General features: G+C 59.4%; 27 protein-coding genes. 12 read left to right on the forward strand and 15 right to left on the reverse strand.

The window, feature by feature from the left end:
- The first annotated feature begins 64 nt into the window (after positions 1-64).
- Genes H8B20_RS02430 through H8B20_RS02465 form a run of 8 tightly spaced genes read left to right on the forward strand, consistent with a single transcriptional unit; the run spans position 65 to position 6,064 of the window.
- On the forward strand, positions 65-820 hold the full coding sequence (locus H8B20_RS02430; RefSeq protein ID WP_042558258.1) for a heme ABC transporter permease: 756 nt from the start codon (positions 65-67) through the stop codon (positions 818-820).
- On the forward strand, positions 817-993 hold the full coding sequence (gene ccmD / locus H8B20_RS02435) for a heme exporter protein CcmD (protein ID WP_007959239.1): 177 nt from the start codon (positions 817-819) through the stop codon (positions 991-993). The genes H8B20_RS02430 and ccmD overlap by 4 nt, the downstream gene beginning before the upstream one ends.
- On the forward strand, positions 990-1,445 hold the full coding sequence (gene ccmE / locus H8B20_RS02440) for a cytochrome c maturation protein CcmE (protein ID WP_115147812.1): 456 nt from the start codon (positions 990-992) through the stop codon (positions 1,443-1,445). The genes ccmD and ccmE overlap by 4 nt, the downstream gene beginning before the upstream one ends.
- Before the next feature lie 3 nt (positions 1,446-1,448).
- Positions 1,449-3,437 carry a heme lyase CcmF/NrfE family subunit gene (locus H8B20_RS02445; RefSeq protein ID WP_210622250.1) on the forward strand — a complete coding sequence of 663 codons (1,989 nt, stop codon included), beginning with the start codon at positions 1,449-1,451 and terminating at the stop codon, positions 3,435-3,437.
- Positions 3,434-3,970: a DsbE family thiol:disulfide interchange protein gene (locus tag H8B20_RS02450; RefSeq protein ID WP_210622251.1), complete on the forward strand. Its 537-nt coding sequence runs from the start codon at positions 3,434-3,436 to the stop codon at positions 3,968-3,970. The genes H8B20_RS02445 and H8B20_RS02450 overlap by 4 nt, the downstream gene beginning before the upstream one ends.
- A complete protein-coding gene (locus H8B20_RS02455) occupies positions 3,967-4,440 on the forward strand; it encodes a cytochrome c-type biogenesis protein (RefSeq protein ID WP_042558263.1) in 474 nt (157 codons plus the stop codon). Before H8B20_RS02450 ends, H8B20_RS02455 begins: the two co-directional genes overlap by 4 nt.
- A complete protein-coding gene (gene ccmI / locus H8B20_RS02460; protein ID WP_210622252.1) occupies positions 4,433-5,632 on the forward strand; it encodes a c-type cytochrome biogenesis protein CcmI in 1,200 nt (399 codons plus the stop codon). Before H8B20_RS02455 ends, ccmI begins: the two co-directional genes overlap by 8 nt.
- 24 nt (positions 5,633-5,656) lie before the next feature.
- Positions 5,657-6,064 (forward strand): hypothetical protein, encoded by a 408-nt coding sequence (locus tag H8B20_RS02465; RefSeq protein WP_210622253.1) that lies wholly within the window; start codon positions 5,657-5,659, stop codon positions 6,062-6,064.
- Between the two features lie 51 nt (positions 6,065-6,115).
- Here H8B20_RS02465 and H8B20_RS02470 read toward each other — a convergent pair whose 3' ends face one another.
- From H8B20_RS02470 to gcl, 11 genes are all read right to left on the reverse strand, one after another.
- Complete coding sequence (locus H8B20_RS02470; protein WP_210622254.1) at positions 6,116-6,691, reverse strand: VapC50 family PIN domain-containing toxin; 576 nt, start codon at positions 6,689-6,691, stop codon at positions 6,116-6,118.
- A complete protein-coding gene (locus tag H8B20_RS02475) occupies positions 6,688-7,155 on the reverse strand; it encodes a helix-turn-helix domain-containing protein (RefSeq protein ID WP_042558267.1) in 468 nt (155 codons plus the stop codon). The genes H8B20_RS02470 and H8B20_RS02475 overlap by 4 nt, the downstream gene beginning before the upstream one ends.
- A 151-nt stretch (positions 7,156-7,306) precedes the next feature.
- Positions 7,307-8,494 carry an MFS transporter gene (locus H8B20_RS02480; RefSeq protein WP_210622255.1) on the reverse strand — a complete coding sequence of 396 codons (1,188 nt, stop codon included), beginning with the start codon at positions 8,492-8,494 and terminating at the stop codon, positions 7,307-7,309.
- Positions 8,495-8,806: 312 nt separating this feature from the next.
- Positions 8,807-9,805 carry a sulfate ABC transporter substrate-binding protein gene (locus H8B20_RS02485; RefSeq protein WP_210622256.1) on the reverse strand — a complete coding sequence of 333 codons (999 nt, stop codon included), beginning with the start codon at positions 9,803-9,805 and terminating at the stop codon, positions 8,807-8,809.
- Between the two features lie 100 nt (positions 9,806-9,905).
- The gene (locus H8B20_RS02490) at positions 9,906-10,730 is read right to left on the reverse strand and encodes an ion transporter (RefSeq protein WP_210622257.1); all 825 of its coding nucleotides are present in this window, start codon (positions 10,728-10,730) and stop codon (positions 9,906-9,908) included.
- Positions 10,731-10,751: 21 nt separating this feature from the next.
- Entirely contained in the window at positions 10,752-11,666 is a 915-nt protein-coding gene (locus H8B20_RS02495) for an urea transporter (RefSeq protein ID WP_210622258.1), read from the reverse strand.
- Between the two features lie 214 nt (positions 11,667-11,880).
- Positions 11,881-13,296 (reverse strand): pyruvate kinase, encoded by a 1,416-nt coding sequence (gene pyk, locus H8B20_RS02500; RefSeq protein ID WP_210622259.1) that lies wholly within the window; start codon positions 13,294-13,296, stop codon positions 11,881-11,883.
- The gene (locus H8B20_RS02505) at positions 13,293-14,567 is read right to left on the reverse strand and encodes a glycerate kinase type-2 family protein (protein ID WP_210622260.1); all 1,275 of its coding nucleotides are present in this window, start codon (positions 14,565-14,567) and stop codon (positions 13,293-13,295) included. The genes pyk and H8B20_RS02505 overlap by 4 nt, the downstream gene beginning before the upstream one ends.
- Before the next feature lie 170 nt (positions 14,568-14,737).
- Positions 14,738-15,631 carry a 2-hydroxy-3-oxopropionate reductase gene (locus tag H8B20_RS02510; RefSeq protein WP_042558274.1) on the reverse strand — a complete coding sequence of 298 codons (894 nt, stop codon included), beginning with the start codon at positions 15,629-15,631 and terminating at the stop codon, positions 14,738-14,740.
- A 161-nt stretch (positions 15,632-15,792) separates the two neighbouring features.
- Positions 15,793-16,575 carry a hydroxypyruvate isomerase gene (gene hyi / locus H8B20_RS02515; RefSeq protein WP_016987505.1) on the reverse strand — a complete coding sequence of 261 codons (783 nt, stop codon included), beginning with the start codon at positions 16,573-16,575 and terminating at the stop codon, positions 15,793-15,795.
- 178 nt (positions 16,576-16,753) lie between these two features.
- Positions 16,754-18,529: a glyoxylate carboligase gene (gcl, locus tag H8B20_RS02520; RefSeq protein WP_007919935.1), complete on the reverse strand. Its 1,776-nt coding sequence runs from the start codon at positions 18,527-18,529 to the stop codon at positions 16,754-16,756.
- Positions 18,530-18,797: 268 nt separating this feature from the next.
- On the opposite strand from gcl, the gene H8B20_RS02525 reads away from it, so the two are divergent.
- Both H8B20_RS02525 and H8B20_RS02530 read left to right on the forward strand, forming a co-directional pair.
- Positions 18,798-19,238, forward strand: a complete 441-nt coding sequence (locus H8B20_RS02525; RefSeq protein WP_115147802.1) for a GlcG/HbpS family heme-binding protein — start codon at positions 18,798-18,800, stop codon at positions 19,236-19,238.
- A gap of 211 nt (positions 19,239-19,449) precedes the next feature.
- The gene (locus H8B20_RS02530) at positions 19,450-19,908 is read left to right on the forward strand and encodes an REP-associated tyrosine transposase (protein WP_210622261.1); all 459 of its coding nucleotides are present in this window, start codon (positions 19,450-19,452) and stop codon (positions 19,906-19,908) included.
- 126 nt (positions 19,909-20,034) lie between these two features.
- Here H8B20_RS02530 and H8B20_RS02535 read toward each other — a convergent pair whose 3' ends face one another.
- A complete protein-coding gene (locus H8B20_RS02535; RefSeq protein WP_042558279.1) occupies positions 20,035-20,640 on the reverse strand; it encodes a TetR/AcrR family transcriptional regulator in 606 nt (201 codons plus the stop codon).
- Between the two features lie 135 nt (positions 20,641-20,775).
- Here H8B20_RS02535 and H8B20_RS02540 point away from each other — a divergent pair, with 135 nt between their 5' ends.
- On the forward strand, positions 20,776-21,690 hold the full coding sequence (locus H8B20_RS02540) for a DUF808 domain-containing protein (protein ID WP_210622262.1): 915 nt from the start codon (positions 20,776-20,778) through the stop codon (positions 21,688-21,690).
- A 111-nt stretch (positions 21,691-21,801) separates the two neighbouring features.
- On the opposite strand, the gene H8B20_RS02545 is transcribed toward H8B20_RS02540, so the two are convergent.
- On the reverse strand, positions 21,802-22,590 hold the full coding sequence (locus tag H8B20_RS02545) for an MlaA family lipoprotein (RefSeq protein WP_047300299.1): 789 nt from the start codon (positions 22,588-22,590) through the stop codon (positions 21,802-21,804).
- The gene (locus H8B20_RS02550; protein ID WP_042558282.1) at positions 22,583-23,881 is read right to left on the reverse strand and encodes a serine/threonine protein kinase; all 1,299 of its coding nucleotides are present in this window, start codon (positions 23,879-23,881) and stop codon (positions 22,583-22,585) included. The genes H8B20_RS02545 and H8B20_RS02550 overlap by 8 nt, the downstream gene beginning before the upstream one ends.
- A 224-nt stretch (positions 23,882-24,105) precedes the next feature.
- Between H8B20_RS02550 and H8B20_RS02555 the strand changes: the two genes are divergently transcribed.
- The gene (locus H8B20_RS02555) at positions 24,106-24,474 is read left to right on the forward strand and encodes a hypothetical protein (RefSeq protein WP_210622263.1); all 369 of its coding nucleotides are present in this window, start codon (positions 24,106-24,108) and stop codon (positions 24,472-24,474) included.
- A 106-nt stretch (positions 24,475-24,580) separates the two neighbouring features.
- Here H8B20_RS02555 and H8B20_RS02560 read toward each other — a convergent pair whose 3' ends face one another.
- Positions 24,581-26,176: a glycoside hydrolase family 17 protein gene (locus tag H8B20_RS02560; protein WP_210622264.1), complete on the reverse strand. Its 1,596-nt coding sequence runs from the start codon at positions 26,174-26,176 to the stop codon at positions 24,581-24,583.
- Between the last annotated feature and the right edge of the window lie 40 nt (positions 26,177-26,216).

Below are 26,216 nucleotides of genomic sequence, written 5' to 3' on the forward strand. Positions count from 1 at the left end.
TTCAGGAAAGGCATGACCCAAATGCCAGCTCACACCGATGAGCGGCACCCGTGATGGATACAGTATGAACTGGACCTGGTTTCACAAGCTCGGCTCGCCCAAGTGGTTCTACGGCATCAGCAGCAAGTTTTTGCCGTGGTTGAGCATTGCAGCGTTGCTGCTGATTGGTGTCGGCGTTGTCTGGGGCCTGGCTTTCGCGCCGCCGGATTATCAGCAAGGCAACAGCTTTCGCATCATCTACATTCACGTGCCCGCCGCGATGCTCGCTCAGTCGATTTACGTGATGCTGGCGGTGTGCGGTGTGGTCGGTCTGGTGTGGAAGATGAAACTGGCCGACGTCGCCCTGCAATGCGCCGCACCGATCGGCGCGTGGATGACCGCCGTGGCGCTGGTCACCGGGGCGATCTGGGGCAAACCGACGTGGGGCTCATGGTGGGTCTGGGATGCGCGCCTGACTTCGATGCTGATTCTGCTGTTCCTGTATTTCGGCCTGATCGCGCTGGGCAACGCGATCAGCAACCGCGACAGCGCCGCCAAGGCCTGCGCGGTGTTGGCCATCGTCGGCGTGATCAACATCCCGATCATCAAATACTCGGTGGAGTGGTGGAACACCCTGCACCAGGGCGCGACTTTCACCCTCACCGAAAAACCGGCAATGCCCGTCGAAATGTGGCTGCCGCTGCTGCTGACGGTGTTGGGTTTCTACTGCTTCTTCGGCGCCGTGTTGTTGCTGCGCATGCGCCTCGAAGTGCTCAAGCGCGAAGCCCGCGCCAGTTGGGTGAAAGAAGAAGTGCAGAACAGTCTGGAGGGCGCGCGATGAGTTTTGCTTCATTCGGCGACTTCCTCGCCATGGGCCATCATGGCCTGTATGTCTGGTCGGCCTACGGCATCTGTCTGGCGGTACTGGTCCTCAACGTCGCGGCGCCAATTGCCGCCCGCAAGCGCTATCTGCAACAAGAGGCGCGTCGTCTGCGCCGGGAGAACGGCAAGTGAATCCGCTGCGTAAAAAGCGTCTGATCATCATTCTGGCAATTCTGGTCGGGGTCGGCACTGCTGTCGGCCTGGCCTTGAGCGCGCTGCAGGAAAACATCAACCTGTTTTACACGCCAACCCAGATCGCCAATGGCGAAGCACCGCAGGGTACGCGCATTCGCGCTGGCGGCATGGTGGAGGCCGGTTCCCTGCAACGCTCCCCGGACTCGCTGGACGTCAGATTCGTCGTTACCGATTTCAAGAAATCCGTGACCATCACCTATCGCGGCATCCTTCCAGACCTGTTTCGCGAAGGGCAGGGCATTGTTGCCCTGGGCAAGATCAACGCCGACGGTGTAGTCGTCGCTGATGAAGTGCTGGCCAAGCATGACGAGAAGTACATGCCGCCGGAAGTGACCAAAGCGTTGAAAGACAGCGGTCAATCCGCCCCGACCCCAGCGAAGGAGAGTTGATTGATGACTTCCGCAATCTTTATTCCCGAGCTCGGCCATCTGGCGATGATTCTGGCGCTGTGTTTTGCGCTGGTGCAGGCCGTGGTGCCATTGGTCGGTGCCTGGCGCGGTGACCGTTTCTGGATGAGTCTGGCCCAGCCGGCCGCGTGGGGGCAGTTCGCGTTTCTGCTGTTCGCCTTCGGCTGCCTGACCTACGCGTTCATGGTCGATGACTTCTCCGTGGCTTATGTGGCCAATAACTCCAACAGCGCGTTGCCGTGGTATTACAAATTCAGCGCGGTGTGGGGTGCCCACGAAGGCTCGTTGCTGCTGTGGGCAATGATCCTTGGCGGCTGGACGTTCGCCGTGTCGGTGTTCTCGCGCCAGTTGCCGCAAGTGATGCTCGCCCGTGTGCTGGCGGTGATGGGCATGATCAGCATCGGTTTTCTGCTGTTCCTGATCCTCACCTCCAACCCGTTTCAACGCATCCTGCCGCAAATGCCCAGCGATGGCGCCGACCTGAATCCCTTGTTGCAAGACATCGGCCTGATTGTTCATCCGCCGATGTTGTACATGGGTTACGTCGGGTTTTCGGTGGCGTTCGCGTTCGCCATCGCGGCATTGATGGGCGGTCGTCTTGATGCGGCGTGGGCGCGCTGGTCGCGTCCCTGGACCATCGTTGCCTGGGCCTTTCTCGGTATCGGTATCACCCTCGGATCGTGGTGGGCTTACTACGAGCTCGGCTGGGGCGGCTGGTGGTTCTGGGACCCGGTGGAAAACGCCTCGTTCATGCCATGGCTGGTCGGCACCGCGCTGATTCACTCGCTGGCGGTTACCGAGAAACGTGGCGTGTTTAAAAGCTGGACGGTGTTGCTGGCGATTGCCGCTTTCTCGCTGAGCCTGCTCGGTACGTTCCTGGTACGTTCCGGTGTGCTGACTTCGGTGCATGCATTTGCGTCCGACCCGGAGCGCGGCGTGTTCATCCTGATCTTCCTGCTGTTTGTCGTCGGTGGTTCGCTGACCCTGTTCGCGTTGCGCGCACCGGTCGTAAAAAGCCAGGTCGGGTTCAACCTGTGGTCGCGTGAAACACTGCTGCTGGGCAACAACCTGGTACTGGTCGTGGCGGCGTCAATGATCCTGCTTGGCACCTTGTATCCGCTGATTCTTGATGCCTTGAGCGGCGCCAAACTGTCGGTCGGCCCGCCGTACTTCAACGCGCTGTTCATTCCGTTGATGGCGTTGTTGATGATGGTGATGGCAGTGGGCATGCTCGTGCGCTGGAAAGACACTCCGGTGAAATGGCTGTTGAACATGCTGGCCCCGGTGCTGCTCGGCAGCGTTGCTTTGGCCGTGATCGCCGGTATTGCTTACGGCGATTTCAACTGGGCGGTGATCGCCACCTTCCTGCTCGCCGCGTGGGTATTGCTCGCCGGTGTGCGCGACATCTTCGACAAGACGCGCCACAAAGGCCTGATCAAAGGCCTGCCAACGCTGACTCGCAGCTATTGGGGCATGCAGATCGCTCACCTCGGTATCGCCGTTTGCGCGTTGGGCGTGGTGTTGTCGAGCCAAAACAGTGCCGAGCGAGACCTGCGTCTGGCACCGGGCGAGTCGATGGATCTGGGCGGATATCAGTTTGTGTTCGAAGGCGCCAAGCACTTCGAAGGGCCGAACTTCACGTCCGACAAAGGCACAATCCGGGTGATCCGCGACGGCAAGGAAATCAGCGTGCTGCACCCTGAGAAGCGTCTGTATACGGTGCAGAATTCGGTGATGACCGAAGCCGGAATCGACGCCGGTTTCACCCGTGACCTCTACGTCGCATTGGGTGAACCGCTGGAAAACGGCGCCTGGGCGGTGCGCGTACACGTCAAACCGTTCGTGCGCTGGATCTGGTTCGGCGGCTTGCTGACAGGTTTCGGCGGGTTGCTGGCGGCGATGGATCGACGCTATCGAGTCAAGGTTAAAGCCCGTGTGCGTGAAGCGCTGGGCATGGAAGGAGCGGCTGCATGAGACGTTGGTTGATGCTGGTGCCCCTGGCGATTTTTCTGCTGGTGGCGGTATTCCTTTATCGCGGTTTGTACCTCGATCCGGCGGAACTGCCGTCGGCCATGATCAACAAGCCATTTCCGGAGTTTTCCCTGCCAAACGTGCAGGGTGATAAAACCCTGACCAAAGCCGATGTTCTCGGCAAACCGGCACTGGTCAACGTCTGGGGCACCTGGTGCATTTCCTGCCGGGTCGAGCATCCAGTGCTGAACAAGCTCGCCGAGCGCGGGGTGGTGATCTACGGCATCAACTACAAGGACACCAACGCCGATGCCTTGAAGTGGCTGGCCGAGTTCCACAATCCTTATCAGCTCGATATCCGTGACGACGATGGCTCGCTGGGCTTGAACCTCGGTGTTTATGGTGCGCCGGAAACCTTTTTCATCGACGCCAAGGGCATCATCCGCGACAAGTACGTCGGTGTGATCGACGAGCAGGTCTGGCGCGAAAAACTCGCGGCCAAGTACCAGGCGCTGGTCGATGAGGCCAAGCCATGAAGCGCTTTTTGGCTGCCCTGGTGCTGGGTTTGAGTCTGGTCGGCGTGGCTCACGCCGCCATCGATACTTACGAGTTTGCCAAAGAAGGTGATCGCGAGCGCTTCCGCGAATTGACCAAGGAACTGCGTTGCCCCAAGTGCCAGAATCAGGACATCGCTGACTCCAATGCACCGATTGCCGCTGACCTGCGCAAAGAGATTTTCCGCATGCTGGGCGAGGGCAAGGACAATCAGCAGATCATCGACTTCATGGTCGATCGCTACGGTGATTTCGTCCGCTACAAACCCGCGCTGAACGCCAAGACCGCGCTGCTGTGGTTTGGCCCGGCCGGTCTGCTGCTCGGTGGTTTTGTGGTGATCGCCGTGATCGTCCGCCGCCGTCGCGGACAACGCGCCGAGACACCGCAATCGCTGTCTGCCGAAGAACGTCAGCGCCTCGACCAACTGTTGGATAAAACCAAGAATGATTGATTTCTGGCTCGCCGCAGGGCTGTTGCTACTGGTCGCCCTGAGTTTTCTGCTGATCCCGGTATTGCGTGAACGTCGCGCCCAGCGTGAAGAGGATCGAACTGCCCTGAACGTCGCGCTCTATCAGGAGCGCGTTGCCGAGTTGCAAACGCAACAGGCCGAAGGCGTACTCGATGCCGTGCAAATGGACAGCGGCCGCGCTGAAGCCGCGCGTGAACTGCTCGCCGATACCGAAGGCGTCGTTGCGCCGCGGGTGTCCCGACTGGGCAAGCCGTTGCCGCTGCTGGCTGCCGTGTTGGTGCCGGTATTGGGCCTGGCGCTGTACTTGCACTTTGGCGCCGCCGACAAGGTTGAACTGACCCGCGAATTCGCCCAGGCGCCGCAGTCGATGGAAGAGATGACCCAGCGTCTGGAGCGCGCCGTTGCGGCGCAACCGGATTCCGCTGAAGGCCTCTACTTCCTCGGCCGTACCTACATGGCTCAGGAGCGTCCCGCGGACGCGGCGAAGATGTTCGAGCGCGCTGCCAACCTCGCCGGTCGCCAACCGGAGTTGCTTGGTCAGTGGGCGCAGGCACAGTATTTTGCCGACGGTAAAAAGTGGTCGGACAAGATTCAGGCCCTGACCGACGAAGCACTGAAGGCTGATCCGAAAGAAGTGACCAGCCTCGGCCTGCTCGGCATCGCCGCGTTTGAAGGCGAGCGTTATCAGCAAGCCATCGATTACTGGAACCGCTTACTGGCGCAACTGCCGCCGGACGACAAATCCCGGGCCGCGCTGCAAGGCGGAATCGAGCGTGCATCCGAGCGTCTCAAGGCCAGTGGCGGCACAGTCGCTGAGGCCACAGCGCCGAAAGCCGCGTTGTTGAAGGTCAGCGTCGATCTGGCCAGCGAACTCAAAGGCAAGGTGCAACCGGGCGACAGCGTGTTCATTTTCGCCCGCGCTACGTCCGGTCCGCCGGCGCCATTGGCGGCCAAGCGCCTGACCGTGGCTGATCTGCCAGTGACTGTTGAGCTAGGCGATGCCGATGCGATGATGCCGCAGTTGAAACTGTCGAACTTCCCTGAAGTCCAACTGGTAGCGCGCGTCTCCCGTGCCGGCCAGCCAACTGCTGGCGAATGGGTCGGTCGCAGCGGGCCTTTGCCCAGCAGCACCACCGCACTGCAAAAACTGACCATCGACAGCCCGGATAAATAACCGGAACCAGAGGAAAGCACCGACATGCACACCATCGCCCGAATCACAGTCCTCACACTGGCCCTGGGCATGAGTGCATGTGCGGTGCAGCAACGACCGGAACCGACCACCAACCTGCCGCCGATTCCGCCATCACAGCCAAGCCCGACCCCGTCGACTTCGCCGACCCCAGGCAAAAGCATCCCGGCCAAACCGGCAAAACCCGTCCCGCGCACCTCGTCCAGCTTCGCCCCACCACCGGGCGGCAACAGCCACTGGGATCAGAAACTCGGCGTCTACGTCCTCGACGATCAGACCAATACGTTCTATCGCCAGCGCACCTACTACCGCTGGAACAACGGCTGGAGCCGCGCCGTCAGCCCCAACGGCCCATGGGAAGACACCAACATCCACGGCGTGCCTCCGGGGTTGGGCAAGAAATTCGGGCAGTAAATGAAAACGGCGATCTTCGGATCGCCGTTTTGCTGTGTGTCTGTTGGGAGCTCACAGAATCGCGCGATAGCTTGCAAGTTCCTGAACCGATCGGGACAGCCCCTGCCGTTGCAGAAGATTCAGAAACGAATCGATATCCATGACAGGGTTTTTCAGTTGCTGGCGCTGACGCTGAGCGGCTGCAACAACGGCTGACGGATCCAGATGAAATAGATTTTCGACAAACTCATCTGGATGTTGCGCCTCGATGCCAAAAGGAGCCAAGAGCTCATCGGGAAAGTCTTTAAGGTTAAAGGTCACGATCACACCCGCTCCACAACGTATGGCGGCCGCCAGAACATGGCGGTCATCTCTGTCTGGCAATGTCAGTCCCGTGACGAGATCCTCATAGTCAATGACGCAGGCTTCGGGGATCGCACGATCCATTAGGTCCGATGTTCGATCCAGTTGCTCCATTGTCAGGTCAGTTCGGTTCTTCAATAGATTGCGTTTCCATTCGCAGTGAATCTCCTTCGTCCATCGCGCTCGAAACCTGCCGGAGAGCACGAGCCACATCAGAAAGTCTCTCAACGGAGCCGGGTACAAAACACATGCATCGTATACAGCGGTGAAAGAGGAGTGCCTCACTCGTATCCTGTCCTTAGTGCCTGTGCCTGCTCTGCGAGAAGCTTCATTGCCTGCTCGCTGGCGGTGTCTCGCCGGGTTTTATAGTCCATCAAATCGGCAAAACGCACACGTCGGTGCTTGCCTGTTTTGTGGTAGGACAACTCGCCGCTTTCCAACAGCTTTATCAGGTGCGGGCGTGAGACGTTAAGCAGGTCGGCAGCTTCCTGCGTGGTCAATTCAGCGTGGATCGGTACTACCTTGACGGCATTGCCTTCTGCCAGCGCAGCAAGGATGTCGACCAAAAGGCGCAGGGCGGAGGTGGGCAATTCGACAAGGTGGGCTTCGTTCTGCTCATCGAAAATCTGGATGTGCTGGGTTTCGAATTGAGTTGCAAGGTAAGCGGCCAGCGCACGTTTGCCCTCGACGGCGGCTTTGACTTCGCGTTCAACGGGGAGGTTGATGGCGGGTTGAATGACTATCGACATAGGGATGTTCCAGCAATCTAAATGGAGATGCCAGAAACGTTATTCGAATTAAACGAAAATCGCAATAAACGAAAATTTATGTGACAGTCTTGAAATTGATTCAGCGTTAAATGGCATCGCGGGCGGATATGCCCGCTCTGCTCTTGCATTTTTACGCTGTCGCCAGCGACCGTCTTCGCGACGCACTCAAAAATCGCAGCAACGCCAGCAACGGAAATACGCTGCCGACAATCACGATCCATAACCAACCGCCATGCTCATACACCGCGCTGGCCACCGACGAGCCGAAAGCGCCGCCGATGAAGATACTGGTCATGTACAGCGCGTTCAGACGACCACGGCTTTTCGCGTCCAGCGAATACACCGCACGCTGGCCGAGCACCATGTTCATCTGCACGCAGAAGTCGAGGACGACGCCGGTCACGGCCAGGCCGATGACGCTGTAGGCCGGGTGGATGAAGGCGGGCAGGAAGCTCAGGCTGGCGAACAGCATGGCCAGCAAGGACGCGATTCGGGTGTGGCCGGCGTCGGCCAGGCGGCCGCTGATTGGCGCGGCGATGGCACCGATGGCACCGACCAGGGCGAAGATCGCAATCTCGGTTTGCGACAGGCCATGATTGCGCGCCAGTTCCAGCGGCACTGCGGTCCAGAACAGGCTGAACGCGGCGAACATGCAGCCCTGATAAAACGCACGCTGACGCAGCACCGGTTGCTGGCGCAGCAGCGTCCACAGCGAGCCGAGCAGTTGTCCATAGGACGCGCTGTGATCCGGTTGACGCTTGGGGACTGTCAGCGCCAACACTACGCTGATCGCCGCCATCAGCGCCGCCGCGATCATGAACATCGCGCGCCAGCCCAAGTGGTCGGCCACCACGCTCGATACCGGCCGCGCCAACAGGATGCCCAGCAACAAACCGCCCATGATTGCGCCGACAACGCGACCGCGAGACTCCTCAGGCGCCAGATGCGCGGCCAATGGAATCAGGATCTGCACCGACACCGAACTGAAGCCCACCAGCAACGAGATCAGCAGAAACAGGTTGGGTTGATCGGTGAACGCCGCAGCCAGCAGGCTGGCGATAGCGACTATCGTGGTGATGATCATCAACCGCCGGTTTTCCAGCAGGTCCGCCAACGGCACCAGAAAGAACAGGCCCAGCGCGTAGCCGATCTGCGTCAGCGAGACGATGAAACTGGCCATGGTGTCGGTCAGACCGATGTCCGGCGCGATCAGGCCGATGATCGGCTGCGCGTAGTAGATGTTGGCAACGATGGCGCCGCAGCAAAAAGCGAACAGCAGCACCATGCCTCGGGTCATTGCGTGAGTCGTGGCGGTCATAGGGTTTCTCGATCCAGCGAAAGGAATGCGGTGAGGCTATGGGACAAACCGGGCGGACAGAAGACGCCTTTGGTTGATATCAGTTATCAAGGTGCGCAATGTTGGGGTGTTTCAGCGTTTCATTCTGGATGGACTGGCGTCCGACTGGTGAGCGCCGATGATACATTCACTTACATCTGTTCGATAGCGTGCTTATGATCACACGCTCCCCCTCATCCCAGCCCTCTCCCTCGGGAGAGGGCTGGGATGAGGGGATGCTGGACACAAAAAAGGCGACCTGCCGAGGTCGCCTTTTTCATTGCTACTTAAGCCTTACTGCCCCGTGTAAATCTGATCAAACACCCCTCCGTCATTGAAGTGAGTCTTCTGCACGGTGCGCCAGTCACCAAAAGTCTTCTCCACCGACAGGAAATCGACTTTCGGGAAACGATCGGTGTACTTCGCCAGCACCGCCGGATCACGCGGGCGCAGGTAGTTGGCGGCAGCAATTTCCTGACCTTGTGGCGACCACAGGTACTTCAGATATTCATCAGCCGCCGCACGCGAGCCTTTCTTGTCGACGACTTTGTCGACCACGGAAACCGGTGGCTCGGCCTCAGCGGAGACACTTGGGTAGACGACTTCAAACTGATCACGGCCAAACTCGCGGGCGATCATTTCGGCTTCGTTCTCGAAGGTCACCAGCACGTCGCCGATCTGGTTGGTCATGAAGGTGGTGGTGGCGGCGCGACCACCGGTATCGAGCACCGGCGCTTGCTTGAACAGTTTGCCGACGAAGTCCTTGGCCTTGTTCTCGTCACCGCCGTTCTTCAGCACATAGCCCCATGCCGACAGGTAGGTATAGCGGCCGTTGCCCGACGTTTTCGGGTTCGGCACGATCACTTGTACGCCGTCCTTGAGCAGATCCGGCCAGTCTTTCAGGGCTTTCGGGTTGCCTTTGCGGACGATGAACACGGTGGCGGAAGTGAACGGCGCGCTGTTGTTCGGCAGGCGTGTGACCCAGTTCTCCGGCACCAGTTGGCCGTTGTCGGCGAGGGCGTTGATGTCAGTTGCCATGTTCATGGTGATGACGTCAGCCGGCAGGCCGTCGATCACCGATCGCGCCTGTTTGCTCGAACCGCCGAAGGACATCTGCACAGTGATGTTTTCGTTGTGCTCGGCTTGCCAGTGTTTCTGGAACGCAGTGTTGTAGTCCTTGTAGAAATCGCGCATCACGTCGTACGAAACGTTGAGCAGGGTCGGTGCGGCTTGAGCCACGCTGCCGAACGCGAGACCAGCGGCGAGAAGTGAGGCGCCAAAGAGTTTTTTCACTGCGCATTCCTTGTTGTGTCTGCTACAGGGGAGTGATGTTTAATTGCCACTGACTATAACGGGTCGGACATAGTCGTTTAAAGATTAAAAAACTCTTTGCTTATTCCCTTTTTTTGAACAGCGCGTTGCCACATCGCGAGCAAAACGCGGCGCCATGTTCGTGGCTGTTTTTCTTGCACACAGGGCAATCATGTTGCAGCTGTTCACCGCGCATGGCGTTGGCCAGTTCGGCGGTGAAAATCCCGGTAGGCACGGCGATGATCGAGTAACCGGTGATCATCACCAGCGACGAAATCACCTGACCCAGAGGTGTTTTCGGCACGATGTCGCCAAAACCCACGGTGGTCAGCGTCACGATAGCCCAATAGATGCCTTTGGGAATGCTGGTGAAACCGTGCTCCGGGCCTTCGATCACGTACATCAACGTACCGAACACCGTCACCAGCGTGCAGACACTGACCAAAAACACCACGATTTTCTGTTTGCTGCCGCGCAGCGCCGACATCAGGTAATTGGCTTGCTTGAGGTACGGACTGAGCTTGAGCACGCGGAAAATCCGCAACATGCGGATGATGCGAATAATCAGCAGATACTGCGCATCGCTGTAATACAGCGCGAGAATGCCCGGCACGATCGCCAGCAAATCCACCAGCCCGTAAAAACTGAACGCATAGCGCAGCGGCTTGGGCGAACAGTAAAGACGCAGGATGTACTCACCGAGAAAGATGATCGTGAAACCCCACTCGATGTAGGCCAGCACGTTGGCGTAGTTCTGGTGAATGCTGTCGATGCTGTCGAGCATCACGATCACCAGACTGGCGAGGATGATCAACAGCAAAATGCCGTCGAAGCGCCGTCCGGCGAGGGTGTCGCTCTGGAAAATCATGACGTAAAGCCGTTCACGCCAGTTGCTGCTGCTGTCCATGAATAATGCCTGAATCAAAGATCAGCGCAGCCTAGGTTGATTCTCCCCCTGAGCGCAAGGCGTGCTGTCGACGTTGGCTTTGCCAAGCATCTGGATACCGGCGCGGATCAGCCAGCAGGCCAGGATGAACGGCGCGGTCAATGTGGCCAGACCCATGGCGGCGAACAGCGGGGTGATCAGCAATGCCAGGACGATACCGAGCAATGGCAACCATGGTTGTTCGCGTTGAGCACTGAAGGCGAGGGCGGCGAGCACGGCGTTGTAGCTGCCCAGGCCCAGCAGCGCGGAACTGGTTTCGTGGTGCAGCAAACTGGACGCCAGACCGATTGCAGAAGCCAGCAGTGCCCAGGCAAAAGCGCGGCGATCAGCGATCAGCAAACCGATGGCAATCAACCCCCCGGCCAATGGATGCCCGAGGAACATCACCTGTCCGAGCCCTTTGAACTCGGCTGCGAACAGATTGAGCAGGTTCATCTCGACGTGAGCCACCGGCGCCGACGGTTCGGCGAACAGCAGTAACCCCCAACTCATGGCCACGAACGGCGAGGTGTAGGCCGGTATGGATCGGTTGCGGTACACATGTTTGAGCCATTGTTGCGTGAGCATCGCGCTCAAGCCGCCGGCGGCGAGAATCAGCGGCGGCAGCAGCGGTGACCACGGGAAATACAGGCTCAGCAACAAACCAAGCAGAACGCCGTTGTAACTGAACAACCCGGCCTGGCGATCAGCCTTGGCGTAGTTGCGCCGTTGCGCGGTGAGCAATCCGGCGACGGCGCCCAGCAGCGCACCGGCGAATAACACAGGCGCGGTCAGCAGGATCGCCAGCAAACACAGCAGGCCGCACAGTGGATGGCGCTGGAGGAATATCTGACTGAAACCGTTGAGCAAAGCCTCGGCCCAGTCGGGGCAGTGGGTATTGAAATGTTTGGCAGGCATGGCAGTTCTGAAAGTCAGGGAAACCGGGTCACCCGCATCGCCAGCAGGCTGGCTCCCACACTGAATCTCTGTTCAGTCTTGATCTTGTGAACGACACAAAACCCATGTGGGAGCCAGCCTGCTGGCGATGAGGCCAGTTGTAGCGCTCAAGCATTTTGATTGAAGGAATTACCGCTATCCCCCCAGGTGCTTTTTGAGCTTGAAACGGTGTGGCTTAAATCAATGTTTCGATACGCAGCGAGTTCGTCGACCCTGGCTGCCCAAACGGCACGCCGGCAGTGATCAGCAGCGTGTCACCACGCTCGGCCATTCCCTGCGCCTGGGCGATTTCCAGCGCGGTCGAGCAGACTTCATCGACCTGACGCAGGCGATCGTTGACCACCGAGTGAATGCCCCATGCCACGCTCAAACGGCGCGCGGTCTGCAGGTTCGGTGTCAGGTTGAGGATCGGTGCTTTCGGCCGTTCCCGCGATGCACGCAGGCTCGATGCGCCCGACTCGCTGTAGTTGACCAAAACGGCCACCGGCAACACGTTGCTGATGCGCCGGATCGCGCAACTGATCGCATCGGACACGGTGGCCTCAGCCTTCGGCCGACTGACGTCCAGTTGCGTCTGATAATCCGGTCCGTTTTCCACCTGGCGGATGATCTTGCTCATCATCTGCACAGCTTCCAGCGGATACTCGCCGGACGCGGTTTCCGCCGACAGCATGACCGCATCGGCACCTTCGGCCACCGCGTTGGCAACGTCGGTGACTTCGGCGCGAGTCGGGGCAGGGGAGAAGCGCATCGACTCGAGCATTTGCGTCGCGACGACGACAGGTTTGCCGAGTTCGCGGCAAGTAGTGATGATGTTTTTCTGGATCTGCGGCACGCTCTCGGCCGGGACTTCTACGCCCAGATCACCGCGAGCCACCATGATCGCGTCGCTCAGTTCGGCGATTTCACGCAGTTGCTCAACCGCCGACGGCTTCTCGATTTTTGCCATCAGGAACGCTTTGTCACCGATCAGTGTGCGAGCCTCGAGAATGTCTTGCGGGCGCTGCACAAACGACAGCGCGACCCAATCCACACCCAGCTCCAGACCGAAACTCAGGTCACGGCGATCCTTGGCGGTCAGCGGGCTGAGTTCGAGCACCGCTTGTGGCACGTTCACGCCTTTGCGATCCGACAGTTCGCCGCCATTGAGCACGGTGGTGTCGATCGCGTCGGCGTATTTGGTGACCACGCGCAGGCGCAGTTTGCCGTCGTCGAGCAGCAGATCCATGCCCGCTTCCAGCGCTTCGATAATCTCCGGATGGGGCAGGTTGACCCGGCGCTCATCGCCCGGTGTTGCGTCCAGATCGAGGCGGAATGCCTGGCCGCGATGCAACTGCACCTTGCCGTCAGCGAATTTGCCGACGCGCAGTTTCGGCCCTTGCAGGTCCATCAGAATGCCCAGCGGATAGTTGAGCTGGCGCTCGACTTCGCGGATCCACTGATAGCGCTTGGCGTGGTCGGCGTGATCACCGTGGCTGAAGTTGAGGCGGAAGATATTGACCCCGGCCTCGACCAGTTCGCGGATAGCGTCGATGCCATCGACCGCAGGCCCGAGGGTGGCGAGGATTTTGACCTTTTTATCAGGCGTCATGATTTAGAGTTCTCAAGGATCAGAATGGCGCGGAAGTCGTTGACGTTGGTGCGGGTCGGCTCAGTGACGATCAGCGCGTCGAGTGCCTGGAAGTAGCCGTAGCCGTTGTTGTTATCCAGTTCGTCGCTGGCGCTCAGGCCAAGGGCGGCGGCGCGAACGTAGCTGTCCGGGGTCATGATGGCGCCGGCGTTGTCTTCCGAGCCGTCGATGCCGTCAGTGTCACCGGCCAAGGCGTAGACGCCGGGCTGGCCCTTGAGGCTGTCGGTCAGGCTCAGGAGGAATTCGGCATTGCGGCCGCCACGTCCATTGCCGCGCACGGTCACGGTGGTTTCGCCGCCGGAGAGAATCACGCACGGCGCAGCCAGTGGCTGGCCGTGGTTGATGATCTGGCGGGCGATGCCGGCGTGGACTTTCGCCACTTCGCGCGACTCACCTTCCAGGTCGCCGAGGATCAGCGTGCTGAAACCGGCCTGACGGCATTTCACCGCGGCGGCATCCAGCGATTGCTGCGGGCGGGCGATCAACTGGAAATGACTGCGAGCCAGGCTCGGGTCGCCGGGTTTGACGGTTTCCGACTCGGGGCTTAGCAACCAGTTGCGTACCGACGCCGGGATCTCGATGCCGTAGCGCTTGATGATCGCCAAGGCTTCGGCTGACGTGCTCGGGTCGGCCACGGTCGGGCCGGAAGCGATGACCGTGGCGAGGTCGCCCGGTACATCGGAAATCGCATAGGTATAAACAGTCGCCGGCCAGCAGGCCTTGCCGAGTCGGCCTCCCTTGATCGCCGAGAGGTGCTTGCGCACGCAGTTCATCTCGCCGATGGTCGCGCCGGATTTGAGCAGGGCTTTGTTGATCGACTGCTTGTCGGCAAGCGTGATGCCTTCGGCTGGCAGGGCGAGCAAGGCAGAGCCGCCACCGGACAGCAGGAATATCACGCGGTCGTCTTCGCTCAGGTTGCTGACCAGGTCCAGCACGCGTTTGGCTACGGCCAGACCGGCAGCGTCCGGCACCGGATGCGCGGCTTCGACCACTTCGATTTTTTCGCACGGGGCGCCGTGACCGTAACGGGTCACAACCAGGCCAGATACTTCACCCTGCCAGCAGCGCTCGACCACTTGCGCCATGGCGGCGGCGGCTTTGCCGGCGCCGATGACGATCACCCGACCGGTACGATCGGCTGGCAGATGGGCTTCGAGGACTTGCTGCGGATGGGCCGCGTCGATGGCTGTGGCAAACAGCTCGCGCAGCAGTTGTTGCGGATCGACCGACATGGCGGGCTCCCGGAATTCTTGTTATTGGGATAAAGCGACAACGGTGTAGCGACGCGGTCCTTGTGGGAGCTGGCTTGCCAGCGATTCAGGCGCTGCGGTCGTTCAGGCAGACCGAGTTGATGCCATCGCGGGCAAGCCCGCTCCCACAGGGAGCGAGCCATAGGCGCAGATTATTTCTTGTCGCGAATCGAGAAGTTGGCCATGTGTTCCAGACCCTTGATCAGCGCCGAGTGGTCCCAGTTGCTGCCACCGATCGCCGCGCAGGTGCTGAACACTTGCTGAGTGTTGGCGGTGTTCGGCAGGTTGATGTTCAGCTCCTTGGCGCCCTGCAGGGCCAGGTTCAGGTCCTTCTGGTGCAGGCTGATGCGGAAGCCTGGATCGAAGGTGCCTTTGATCATGCGCTCGCCGTGTACTTCGAGAATCTTGGACGAGGCAAAACCACCCATCAGCGCTTCACGCACCTTGGCTGGATCCGCACCGTTTTTCGAAGCGAACAGCAGCGCTTCGGCGACAGCCTGGATGTTCAGGGCAACGATGATCTGGTTGGCGACCTTGGCGGTCTGACCGTCGCCATTGCCACCGACCAGGGTGATGTTCTTGCCCATGGCCTGGAACAGCGGCAATGCGCGTTCGAAGGCGTCGGCGTCGCCACCGATCATGATGCTCAGGGTCGCGGCTTTGGCGCCGACTTCACCGCCGGACACTGGCGCGTCGAGGTATTGCGCGCCTTTCTCGTTGATCTTCGCTGCGAAAGCCTTGGTGGCGGTCGGCGAGATCGAGCTCATGTCGATGACGATTTTGCCTTTGCTGATGCCGGCCGCAACGCCGTCGGCGCGGAACAGCACGTCATCGACCTGCGGGGTATCCGGGACCATGACGATGATGAATTCAGCTTCCTGCGCGACTTCGCGCGGATTGGCCAAAGCGACGGCGCCGGCGGCAACCAGGTCGGCAGGCGCGGCGTCGTGGTGCGCCGACAGGAACAGGCTGTGACCGGCTTTCTGCAGGTTCGCCGCCATTGGGTGGCCCATGATGCCGGTGCCGATAAATCCGATTTTAGCCATGAGAAAATCCTCTTGTTTTTGTCTTGCTCAAGCAAATAGGGGGAGTTGCTTTTATGTGGGAGCGAGCCTGCTCGCGAATGCGATATGCCAGGCGCCACTGATGGTGAATGTGCCGGCCTCTTCGCGAGCAGGCTCGCTCCCACAGGGTTTTTGCAGTGTTCTTAAATTGCGTTGTGGGTTTTCAGCCAGCCCAGACCCGCCTCAGTGGTGGTCAGTGGTTTGTATTCACAGCCAACCCAACCCTGATAACCGATGCGATCAAGGTGTTCGAACAGGAAGCGGTAGTTGATTTCACCGGTGCCCGGCTCGTTACGGCCCGGGTTGTCCGCGAGCTGCACATGGTTGATCTCGCCCAGGTGCGATTGCAGGGTGCGGGCCAGATCGCCTTCCATGATTTGCATGTGATAGATGTCGTATTGCAGGAACAGATTGGCGCTGCCGACCTGCTCGCGAATCGACAGGGCTTGCGCCGTGTTGTTCAGGTAGAAGCCCGGAATGTCACGGGTGTTGATCGCTTCCATCACCAGTTTGATGCCCGCTGCTTGCAGCTTGTCGGCGGCGTACTTGAGGTTGGCGACAAAGGTCTTTTCAACGGTGGCATCGTCAACGCCCTGCGGACGAATACCGGCCAGGCAGTTGATCTGGGTGTTGCCCAGCACTTGTGCGTAAGCAATCGCCAGATCAACCCCGGCGCGGAACTCTTCAACCCGATCCGGCAGGCACGCGATACCGCGCTCGCCCTTGGCCCAGTCACCGGCCGGCAGGTTGAACAGCACTTGGGTCAGACCGTTGGCGTCGAGCCTGGCCTTGATTTCGGCAGAGCTGAAGTCGTACGGGAACAGGTATTCAACACCACTGAAACCAGCCTTGGCGGCGGCGTCGAAACGGGCAAGGAAATCCTGTTCGGTGAACAGCATGGACAGGTTGGCTGCGAAACGCGGCATGGTGGTCTCCTAAAAACGGATTTGACACGGTGGGTCAGACTGAACGCAATCAGTCCCCTCTCCTGGGGGAGAGGGTTAGGGTGAGGGGGAATCCTGAGTCTGATCCCGATTTTGCGAGCACCGCAAAACCTTTCCCTCACCCCAGCCCTCTCCCGGGGGGAGAGGGAGCTAATTACGTTCAATCAAGCAGCGAAATCGCCGTTGGCGCATCGTTGCCGACCAGCGCCAGGTCTTCGAATTCGTTGACGGCGTTGATCTCGGTACCCATGGAGATGTTGGTCACACGCTCCAGAATGATCTCGACGATCACCGGCACCTTGAACTCTTCGATCATCTGTTCGGCCTTGCGCAAGGCAGGGGCGATTTCCGATGGTTCGAACACACGCAGTGCCTTACAGCCCAGGCCTTCGGCAACTGCGACGTGGTCAACACCGTAACCGTTGAGTTCCGGCGCGTTGAGGTTATCGAAGGACAGCTGCACGCAGTAGTCCATTTCAAACCCACGCTGTGCCTGACGAATCAGGCCCAGGTACGAGTTGTTCACCACGACGTGGATGTAAGGCAGTTTGAACTGAGCGCCGACCGCCAGTTCTTCGATCATGAACTGGAAGTCATAGTCCCCCGACAGGGCCACGACTTTACGGCTCGGATCGGCCTTGACCACGCCCAGTGCGGCCGGAATGGTCCAGCCCAACGGGCCAGCCTGACCGCAGTTGATCCAGTGACGCGGCTTGTAGACGTGCAGGAACTGCGCGCCGGCAATCTGCGACAGACCAATGGTGCTGACGTAGCAGGTGTCTTTGCCGAACACCTGGTTCATCTCTTCATACACGCGCTGCGGTTTGACCGGCACGTTGTCGAAGTGGGTCTTGCGGTGCAGGCTGGCTTTGCGCTGCTGGCAATCCTGCAGCCAGGCACTGCGATTTTTCAGCTTGCCGGCCGCTTGCCACTCACGGGCGACTTCGATGAACACGGTCAGCGCGGCAGCGGCGTCGGACACGATGCCCAGATCCGGTGTGAATACGCGGCCGATCTGCGTGCCTTCGATGTCGACGTGAATGAACTTGCGACCTTCGGTATAGACGTCAACCGAACCGGTGTGACGGTTGGCCCAACGGTTACCGATACCCAACACCACGTCGGATTTCAGCATGGTCGCGTTGCCGTAGCGGTGCGAAGTCTGCAGACCGACCATGCCGACCATCAACGGGTGATCGTCCGGGATGGTGCCCCAGCCCATCAGAGTCGGGATGACCGGAATACCGGTCAGTTCAGCGAACTCGACCAGCAGATCGCTGGCATCGGCGTTGATGATGCCACCGCCGGCCACCAGCAGTGGGCGCTCAGCCTGATCGAGCAGGGCCAAAGCCTTCTCGACCTGAACGCGGGTCGCGGTCGGCTTGGCCAGCGGCAGAGGCTGGTAAGCGTCGATGTCGAATTCGATTTCAGCCATTTGTACGTCGAACGGCAGATCGATCAGCACAGGGCCTGGTCGGCCGGAGCGCATTTCAAAGAACGCTTTCTGGAACGCGTACGGCACTTGGCCCGGTTCCAGAACAGTGGTCGCCCACTTGGTGACTGGCTTGACGATGCTGGTGATGTCGACAGCCTGGAAGTCTTCCTTGTGCATACGGGCGCGGGGTGCCTGGCCGGTAATGCACAGGATTGGAATCGAGTCGGCCGAGGCGCTGTAGAGCCCGGTGACCATGTCGGTACCGGCAGGGCCGGAAGTCCCGATGCACACGCCGATGTTGCCGGCCTTGGTGCGGGTGTAGCCCTCGGCCATGTGCGAGGCGCCTTCAACGTGGCGAGCAAGGACGTGATCGATGCCACCGACTTTCTGCAAGGCGGAGTACAGCGGGTTGATTGCAGCGCCCGGAATGCCAAAAGCGGTATCAACCCCTTCACGGCGCATCACCAGAACGGCGGCTTCGATTGCTCTCATTTTGCTCATGGTTTTGTGCCTCTTTACGTTTTGTAATTGTATACAAGTGGCTTTGCGCAGAGTGTATTCACGGCGGACGGCGCAGGTCAATCCATTTTCTCAAGCGACTGTTTCATTCGTCGGAAGCCGGTTCTGCTGTGGCTTTTCGTCGCATGTGGCGCTTTTCGAGAATTATTGTATACAAAAAAATAACTCATTGTGTTCTATTTGTTGCATCGGACTGCGGCACTTAAGCGCAGCTCCACGACTTTCCCTATAACAAAATGAGGACGGCCCCATGAGCGCTTTAACCTTGAAAGTCGCAGTCAACCTGGTCAACGAAGCCATCAGCGCAGGGCGGGGCATCAATGCCGCGCCGTTGACCATCGCGGTACTCGATACCGGCGGCCACCTGATCACCCTGCAACGCGAAGACGGCGCCAGCCTGCTGCGCCCGCAGATCGCCATCGGCAAAGCCTGGGGCGCGATTGCGCTGGGCAAGGGCTCACGCCTGCTGGCAGTGGATGCTCAACAACGCCCGGCATTCTTCGCGGCACTCAACAGCACGGGGCAGGGTAGCGTCGTACCGGCACCGGGCGGTGTGTTGATCCGCGATCAGGCGGGGAATTTGCTGGGTGCGATCGGGATTAGCGGCGACCTGTCGGACATTGATGAGCAGGTGGCGATCAAAGCGGTGCAGGCGCTGGATCTGAGGGCGGATGGGGGGGTGGCTGCTTGATCTTTAGCGTCTGACCGATAGTCATCGCTGGCAAGCCAGATCCCACAAGGTTTTGTGTCGTTCACCCGTTCTGCGTTCGACTCAAAAACCTGTGGGAGCTGGCTTGCCAGCGATGGCGGCTTGATGGACACATGAAGAAAAAAGACTAAATCAGCCAGATGGATCACTGAGGTCTAGCCTTCTGATGAACTCATCATGAAGGGGCAATGGATTGCCTGATTTCCCCGCATCACATCGTCTGCGAGCCGGCCGCTATGCCGAGCCCAACAGAGTCTATCTACTGACAACCAATACACTGAGTCGCGAGCCGGTTTTTGCCGATTTTGCTTTGGGTAGATTGGTAGTTCACCAATTGCGCCGGGCACAAGATCTTGGGTTGGCAAAATCACTGGCGTGGGTAGTCATGCCCGACCACGTTCATTGGCTCGTTGAGTTGGAGAACTGCTCACTGCGCAAGCTGATGCGCGAGACCAAGTCCCTGATTACTCGGGAGGTGAATCTTTGTAGTGGCAGAAGTGGGCAGCTATGGCAGCAGGGCTATCATGACCGGGCACTTCGAAAGGAGGATGATTTGGTGAAAATGGCGCGGTATATCGTCGCCAACCCACTACGGGCAGGTCTGGTTGAGAAGCTCGGCGACTATCCCCTGTGGGATGCCATTTGGATTTGATCTGACACCGGGTTGCCCCTATCGCTGGCAAGCCAGCTCCCACAGGGACCAGTGTCGTTCACAGAATTTGTGTTCGGCACAGAAACCTGAGGGAGCTGGCTTGCCAGCGATGGCCGCGACTCGGTCTCAATCCGGCTCACACCCCTTCAACACCAACCGAATTATCGTCTGCGCCGCGGCTTCATAATCCGCTTCATCCAGCTTGTCCTTGCCGGTGATTGCCGAGATCTGCCAGTCGAAGTCGGCGTAGGTCTGGGTCGCGGCCCAGATGCTGAACATCAGGTGGTTGGGGTCGATCGGGGCAATCTGGCCGCGGTCGATCCAGGTCTGGATGCAGTCGATGTTGTGCTTGGCCTGGCCGTTGAGTTGCTCGACCAGGTCGGCACTCAGGTGCGGGGCGCCGTGCATGATTTCGCTGGCGAATACCTTGGACGCGAAGGGCAGGTCGCGGGAGATGCGGATCTTCGAGCGGATGTAGCCGCTGAGCACTTCGCTCGGCACGCCGTCCGCGTTGAACGGAGTCGAAGCCTGCAAGATCGGCACAATGATGCTTTCCAACACCTCGCGGTAGAGGTTTTCCTTGGACTTGAAGTAGTAGTAGACGTTGGGCTTGGGCAATCCTGCCTTGGCGGCGATGTCGCTGGTTTTTGTCGCAGCGAAGCCCTTGTCGGCAAACTCCTCACTGGCAGCACGCAGGATCAGTTCTTTGTTGCGCTCGCGGATTGTGCTCATAAACCCGGTGGTTCCTTGCCTGTTCTGGCGGTGGCGCATGGTAGCACCGGCCTCGCGCAGCGCTCAACAATGCCCCATGTGGCCTGCGGTCGCGTTATGCTTCGCAACATTCATACATAGAAGGAAACAGGATTCATGGCAGGAAGCAGTTTGCTGGTGTTGATCGACGATATCGCCGCCGTACTGGATGACGTTGCGTTGATGACCAAAATGGCCGCCAAGAAGACCGCCGGGGTGCTTGGCGATGATTTGGCGCTCAACGCCCAGCAGGTCTCCGGCGTGCGCGCCGAGCGGGAAATCCCTGTGGTGTGGGCGGTGGCCAAGGGCTCGTTCCTCAACAAACTGATTCTGGTGCCGTCGGCGCTGGCGATCAGTGCGTTCGTGCCGTGGCTGGTGACGCCGCTGTTGATGGTCGGTGGTGCGTATCTGTGCTTCGAAGGCTTCGAAAAGCTCGCGCACAAATTTCTGCACAGCAAGGCTGAAGATGACGCCGGTCACGCGCAACTGAGCGCGGCCGTAGCCGATCCTGCGACTGATCTGGTGGCGTTCGAGAAGGACAAGATCAAAGGCGCGATCCGCACCGACTTCATCCTTTCGGCAGAAATCATCGCCATCACCCTGGGTGCCGTGGCTGGCGCCACGCTGACCCAGCAAGTGATCGTGCTGTCCGGCATCGCTATTGTCATGACCATTGGTGTGTATGGCCTGGTGGCCGGCATCGTCAAACTCGACGACCTGGGTCTGTGGCTGACCCAGAAGCCTGGGCAAATGGCCAAAAAAATCGGCAACGGCATTCTCGTCGCCGCGCCCTACATGATGAAGGCTCTGTCGGTGATCGGTACGGCGGCGATGTTCCTGGTCGGCGGCGGCATCCTGACCCACGGCGTGCCGGTGGTTCATCACTGGATTGAAAGCGTCGGCGCAGCGGCGGGTAGCGCGGGGTTTGTGGTGCCGGTGCTGCTCAATGGTGTGGCGGGGATTATTGCCGGTGCGGTGGTGCTGGCGGTTGTAACGGTCGTCGGCAAGATCTGGAAAGCTGTCAAAGGTTGAACCCATAACCTTGTGGGAGCTGGCAGACTGGCTCCCACAGTTTTACCGTTGTTGTGTCATGAAAAAGGCCATTCGACTCGCATCGAATGGCCTTTTTTGTACCTGCCGGATCTACTCGGCAATCTGCAACTTGCGCGACTCGGTGTACACGTAGCGCACTTTCTCGTACTCGAACGGTGAATTCAGCTGACCGTAGCGAAAGCCGGTCTGGTAGCGCTTGTCCACCGCGCGCAGGGCCCAGACTTCCGGGTGGTTGGAGCTGACTTCCGAGACGTTGAGGAAGTTGATCGCCGATTCGGTTGTGTAGTCCACGGCCAGACCTGCGGTGTCACGCAGGTTGGATGGGCCGAAAATTGGCAGGACGAAATAGGCGCCGCCCGGTACGCCGTAGAAGCCCAGAGTCTGACCGAAGTCTTCGTTCTGACGCGGCAGGCCCATGGCGGTTGCCGGGTCCCACAGGCCGGCGATGCCGATCGTGGTGTTGAGCAACAGGCGCGCGGTGGTTTCCATCGAGCGCTGGCCTTTGAACTGCAGCAGGCTGTTGACCAGGTTCGGCACATCGCCAAGGTTGTTGAAGAAGTTGCTTACGCCGGTGCGCAGGAAACCTGGCGTGACGTAACGATAGCCGTCGACTACAGGCAGAAACACCCATTGGTCGAAGCGATAGTTAAAGTGGTAAACCCGACGGTTCCACGACTCCAACGGGTCATAGACGGCCAGCGCATTGAGCGTCGAACGTTCGAATTCACGCTGGTCCAGGCCCGGGTTGAACTTGAGTTTGGACAGCGGTTCCTTGAAACCGTCACTGTCGACCACCACCGGTGCGTTGGCTTTGCTGTTGTCGGCCTGGGCCACGCCTGCACAGAGGAACGCTGCTACCAGCAGGAGATATTTAGCCACGGAAGAACTCCAGCATTGCGTCGCTGTTGACGCGGTAGTTAATGTTGCCGCAATGGCCGCCCAGTGGATAAACGGTCAGGCGATCTCCGAAGGTCTTGCGCAGGAAGCCGAGGTCGCCCGGGCCGAGAATCACGTCGTCGGCGTTGTGCATCACCGCGATTTTCGGGCTGTCGTGCAGGTAATCCTTGAGTGCGTACAGGCTGACCTGGTCGATCAGTTGCAGCAGGCTGCCGCCGTCGGTGCGCGCGCGCCACATCGGAATGACCTGTTCGGTCAGGTAGCAATCGAAGTCGCATTGCAGCGCACGCTTGAGGAACGGCGTGAGGCTGGTGCCTTCAGTGATCGGGTATTTCGGCGGGGTGATCAGGCCGCGACGGTTGATCAGATCCGAGGTAAAGGCAATGTCGGCTGCCGAGAAGCGGAACGAAGTGCCGATCAACATCGCCATCTGCTCGTTGCTCAGATGCTGCTTGGACTGCTGGAAGTCGTAAAGCAGGGCGTCATTGAGATCGATGTAGCCTTTCTGCTGGAAGTAGCGGGTCAGCTTGGCCAGCACCAGTTCATAAAAGGTGGTGCTGTTGTTGATGCCTTTAACCTCGGTCTGCACGAGTTTGTCGAGGTTGGTAATAGAGGTGTAGAGATTGACGGGCGGATTGAGCAGCAGAACTTTCTTGAAGTTGAAGCTGCGACGGGTCTCGTCCAGGTGCGCGACGAATGCGGCATCCAGCGCACCGAGGCTATAACCGGTGAGGTAATAGTCGGTGACCGGCACATCCGGATTTTGCGCTCGTACGGCCTGCATCACCCGGTACATGTCTTCGGCGTCTTCTTTTGTAATGCCCGGCGTAGCGAAGCGGGACGCAGCGCTGATGAAGTCGAAGCTGGTCGGTGAAGACAGCTGCACGACGTGGTAGCCGGCCTTGTAGTAGAGCTTTTTCAGGTATTCGTTGAGGGTGCTGTCGAAGCGCGCGCCGGTGCCGGCGATCAGGAAGATCAGCGGCGCGGGTTTGTCCTGTTCGGCGATGCGGTAGGTCAGCTTCTTCACCGGCCAGAAGTTGTCCGGCAGGATGAACTCGCGCTCCGGACGCAGAGTGACGCTGCGGTCCGATTGATTGATGTCGTCGTCCAACGGCAGTTCCGGGCGCAAGTCCGGCGGAGTCGTGGCGATGGTCGCCTCGAACGGGTTGGTCAGGGGATAGCCATAACTGGCGGCGTCGATATCCACCGCCAGTGCGGACGCACTCAAAATAAGGCCGCTAAACAGCGCGGCGAAGCGCAAGGAATGGAGCATGACTGGATCCCTAAGAGGAAGGTGCCGAATGAAGTTCGCAGGCTATGACCACCGTGCTTGCGCCAAAGTGCCATGCCGCGGCACCAAACAGGCAGAATTCGGAGTAATAGTAGCTGGACGATACACTTTGCACTGATCGGATGACTAGTTAACAGTTGTTATTGCTTGCGTATGGTTGGCGGCGGATTAAGCTGGCCGCCGATTTCCGAAGATTGGAGTGCTTCATGTCCCGCCGCTTGCCCGTGATTCTTTTACTCGTTTTGTTGCCATTGTGGCTGGCCGCCAGCTACGGCGCGCGTTATGGCTTCATGGAGGATGGCAAATGGGTGGGGATTTGCGTCGATGAGGCCAGCCGTTGGGAATGTCAGCTGCGAGCCAATCTTGGGCTGATGATTCACTTCAAGGTATTGGGCTGGGCTGCACTGAGCTGTGCGCTGATCGGTTTTGTCTTGCCGGAGCGGGCAGGGTGGTGGTTGGCGGTGTTGGCGCTGGTGTTCGGGCTGCCGGCACTGGCGTTGTACAACACGACGTTGGCGGTGTTTGCCGGGGTGATTGCGGGGCTGCGTCTGGTCCGGGCGTCCCGTAGCGCATAACGGTCAGTCATCGCGGGCAAGCCCGCTCCCACAGGGTATTGGGGAACACCCAGATCTAATGTGGGAGCGAGCCTGCTCGCGAAGAGGCCGGCACAAACGCTGAAGATCAGCGGGTGCGAACGCGAAGGCAGCGCCACAAAGCCACAACCATCAACCCGCTGACCAGTGCCCAACCCCAGGCCTGCTGATTCAGCATGCCTTCCAGATACAACTGCGGCGCAATGCCGGCGCCTATGATGAACGTCAGCAGAGCAATCTCCCGACGCGGCACGCTCACCGGTCGGCACAGATAAACCAACGCAGGCAGCACAAATGCCATGCTGGCAAAGCTGCGATAACGTGCATCGAACACCATCTCGAGCATCATCACCGCTGCCGCAAATCCGGCGGCCGCCACCAGCCATCCCGCACGCCGTTCCAGCAGATTGAAGATGCTTTCACGCCAGCCCGTACGAGCGCTCAGGGTCAGCGCGGCATGCGCCAGCACCAACAGATTCAAGGCCGTCAGCAAGCCGACCCACAGCCATTCGCTGGCAAATCGTGTGGTCACAAATGCCAGATCACCCCAGGCCCCGATCGAGCAAGCGGCGAGCGCGCCCAACAGCGGCAGCACCAATGCCGAGCGCGTATTGCGCACCCGACCACCGAGAAACAGTGTGCCAAGGAAAATCAGACCGCCAACCGCCAGCCACTGCTTCCAGTGCGGCACGTTCGTCACCGGCCCCGCGAGTATGCCTTTGTCCTGACGGTCGGCATCGAACAGCCCCCAATACCCGCCAACCGCGCCTTCACTGGCACGCTTCCATGGCTGATCGAAAGCTTCGATCAGGTTGTAATGCCAGCCTTCTTTCTCGGCCATGGCAACAAAACCACGAATGAACTTTGCTTCGTTGACCCGGCTCGGCAGTGCCGTCTCGCGCTGGCGACCTTCACTCGGCCAGCCGGTTTCGCCAATCATCACGTCCTTGGGCGCGAACTTGTTACCGAATACCTGGCGCACCTGCGCCACATGCTGCAGCGCCGCATCGATATTCGACGGATCGTCTTCCCAGTACGGCAGCAAGTGAATGGTCAGGAAATCCACCGCTGGCGCGACTTCCGGGTGCTTGAGCCAGAATTCCCAGACATCGGCGTACGTCACCGGTTGTTTGATCTGACTTTTGACCTTGTTGATCAGCTTCACCAGCTGTCCGCCGGTGACTTCCTTGCGCAGCAACACTTCGTTGCCGACGATTACCGAACTGACCACGTCCGGGTTGGCGTTGGCCGATGCGATCAGCAGGTCGACTTCCTTTTCGCTGTCCACCGGGTTGCTGTTGACCCAGGCGCCGATCATCAATTTCAGGCCATGTTTACGCGCCAGATCCGGCAGTGCTTCAAGGCCCGTCATCGAGTAGGTGCGGATGCATTCGAAGCGAGTGGCGAGCAGGGCGAGGTCGGCGTCCATGCGCTCCGGGCGCAACTTGAACGGTACGTCGAATGGCGACTGGTCTTTGTCGAACGGGGTGTAGGAGGCGCATTGCAGCTTGTGCGTCGGTGTCGCGGCATCCGGCAGGATCACCGGTTTTCCAAGGCCATACCAGAAGCCGCCGAAGGCAAACAGTCCGAGCAGGCAGGCGAAGAGATAAGGGAGAAAAGGAAAGCGGGACGTCGCGGACATGGTCAGGCCGAATGGCTGCAAAGCGACGCATGTTACCTGCATTTATCCGGCGGTAGGAGGCTCGCATGATTTTGACATGCAA

The organism is Pseudomonas sp. P42, from assembly GCF_017973755.1.
In the GTDB taxonomy this organism is placed as follows: domain Bacteria; phylum Pseudomonadota; class Gammaproteobacteria; order Pseudomonadales; family Pseudomonadaceae; genus Aquipseudomonas; species Aquipseudomonas iridis.

Coding starts and splice junctions, on each gene's coding strand:
- H8B20_RS02430 (WP_042558258.1), top strand. CDS start 65: ATGAACTGGACCTGGTTTCACAAGCTCGGCTCGCCCAAGTGGTTCTAC.
- ccmD (WP_007959239.1), top strand. CDS start 817: ATGAGTTTTGCTTCATTCGGCGACTTCCTCGCCATGGGCCATCATGGC.
- H8B20_RS02445 (WP_210622250.1), top strand. CDS start 1,449: ATGACTTCCGCAATCTTTATTCCCGAGCTCGGCCATCTGGCGATGATT.
- H8B20_RS02450 (WP_210622251.1), top strand. CDS start 3,434: ATGAGACGTTGGTTGATGCTGGTGCCCCTGGCGATTTTTCTGCTGGTG.
- H8B20_RS02455 (WP_042558263.1), top strand. CDS start 3,967: ATGAAGCGCTTTTTGGCTGCCCTGGTGCTGGGTTTGAGTCTGGTCGGC.
- ccmI (WP_210622252.1), top strand. CDS start 4,433: ATGATTGATTTCTGGCTCGCCGCAGGGCTGTTGCTACTGGTCGCCCTG.
- H8B20_RS02465 (WP_210622253.1), top strand. CDS start 5,657: ATGCACACCATCGCCCGAATCACAGTCCTCACACTGGCCCTGGGCATG.
- H8B20_RS02475 (WP_042558267.1), bottom strand. CDS start 7,155: ATGTCGATAGTCATTCAACCCGCCATCAACCTCCCCGTTGAACGCGAA.
- H8B20_RS02480 (WP_210622255.1), bottom strand. CDS start 8,494: ATGACCGCCACGACTCACGCAATGACCCGAGGCATGGTGCTGCTGTTC.
- H8B20_RS02490 (WP_210622257.1), bottom strand. CDS start 10,730: ATGGACAGCAGCAGCAACTGGCGTGAACGGCTTTACGTCATGATTTTC.
- H8B20_RS02495 (WP_210622258.1), bottom strand. CDS start 11,666: ATGCCTGCCAAACATTTCAATACCCACTGCCCCGACTGGGCCGAGGCT.
- pyk (WP_210622259.1), bottom strand. CDS start 13,296: ATGACGCCTGATAAAAAGGTCAAAATCCTCGCCACCCTCGGGCCTGCG.
- H8B20_RS02505 (WP_210622260.1), bottom strand. CDS start 14,567: ATGTCGGTCGATCCGCAACAACTGCTGCGCGAGCTGTTTGCCACAGCC.
- H8B20_RS02510 (WP_042558274.1), bottom strand. CDS start 15,631: ATGGCTAAAATCGGATTTATCGGCACCGGCATCATGGGCCACCCAATG.
- hyi (WP_016987505.1), bottom strand. CDS start 16,575: ATGCCGCGTTTCGCAGCCAACCTGTCCATGCTGTTCACCGAACAGGAT.
- gcl (WP_007919935.1), bottom strand. CDS start 18,529: ATGAGCAAAATGAGAGCAATCGAAGCCGCCGTTCTGGTGATGCGCCGT.
- H8B20_RS02525 (WP_115147802.1), top strand. CDS start 18,798: ATGAGCGCTTTAACCTTGAAAGTCGCAGTCAACCTGGTCAACGAAGCC.
- H8B20_RS02535 (WP_042558279.1), bottom strand. CDS start 20,640: ATGAGCACAATCCGCGAGCGCAACAAAGAACTGATCCTGCGTGCTGCC.
- H8B20_RS02540 (WP_210622262.1), top strand. CDS start 20,776: ATGGCAGGAAGCAGTTTGCTGGTGTTGATCGACGATATCGCCGCCGTA.
- H8B20_RS02550 (WP_042558282.1), bottom strand. CDS start 23,881: ATGCTCCATTCCTTGCGCTTCGCCGCGCTGTTTAGCGGCCTTATTTTG.
- H8B20_RS02555 (WP_210622263.1), top strand. CDS start 24,106: ATGTCCCGCCGCTTGCCCGTGATTCTTTTACTCGTTTTGTTGCCATTG.
- H8B20_RS02560 (WP_210622264.1), bottom strand. CDS start 26,176: ATGCAGGTAACATGCGTCGCTTTGCAGCCATTCGGCCTGACCATGTCC.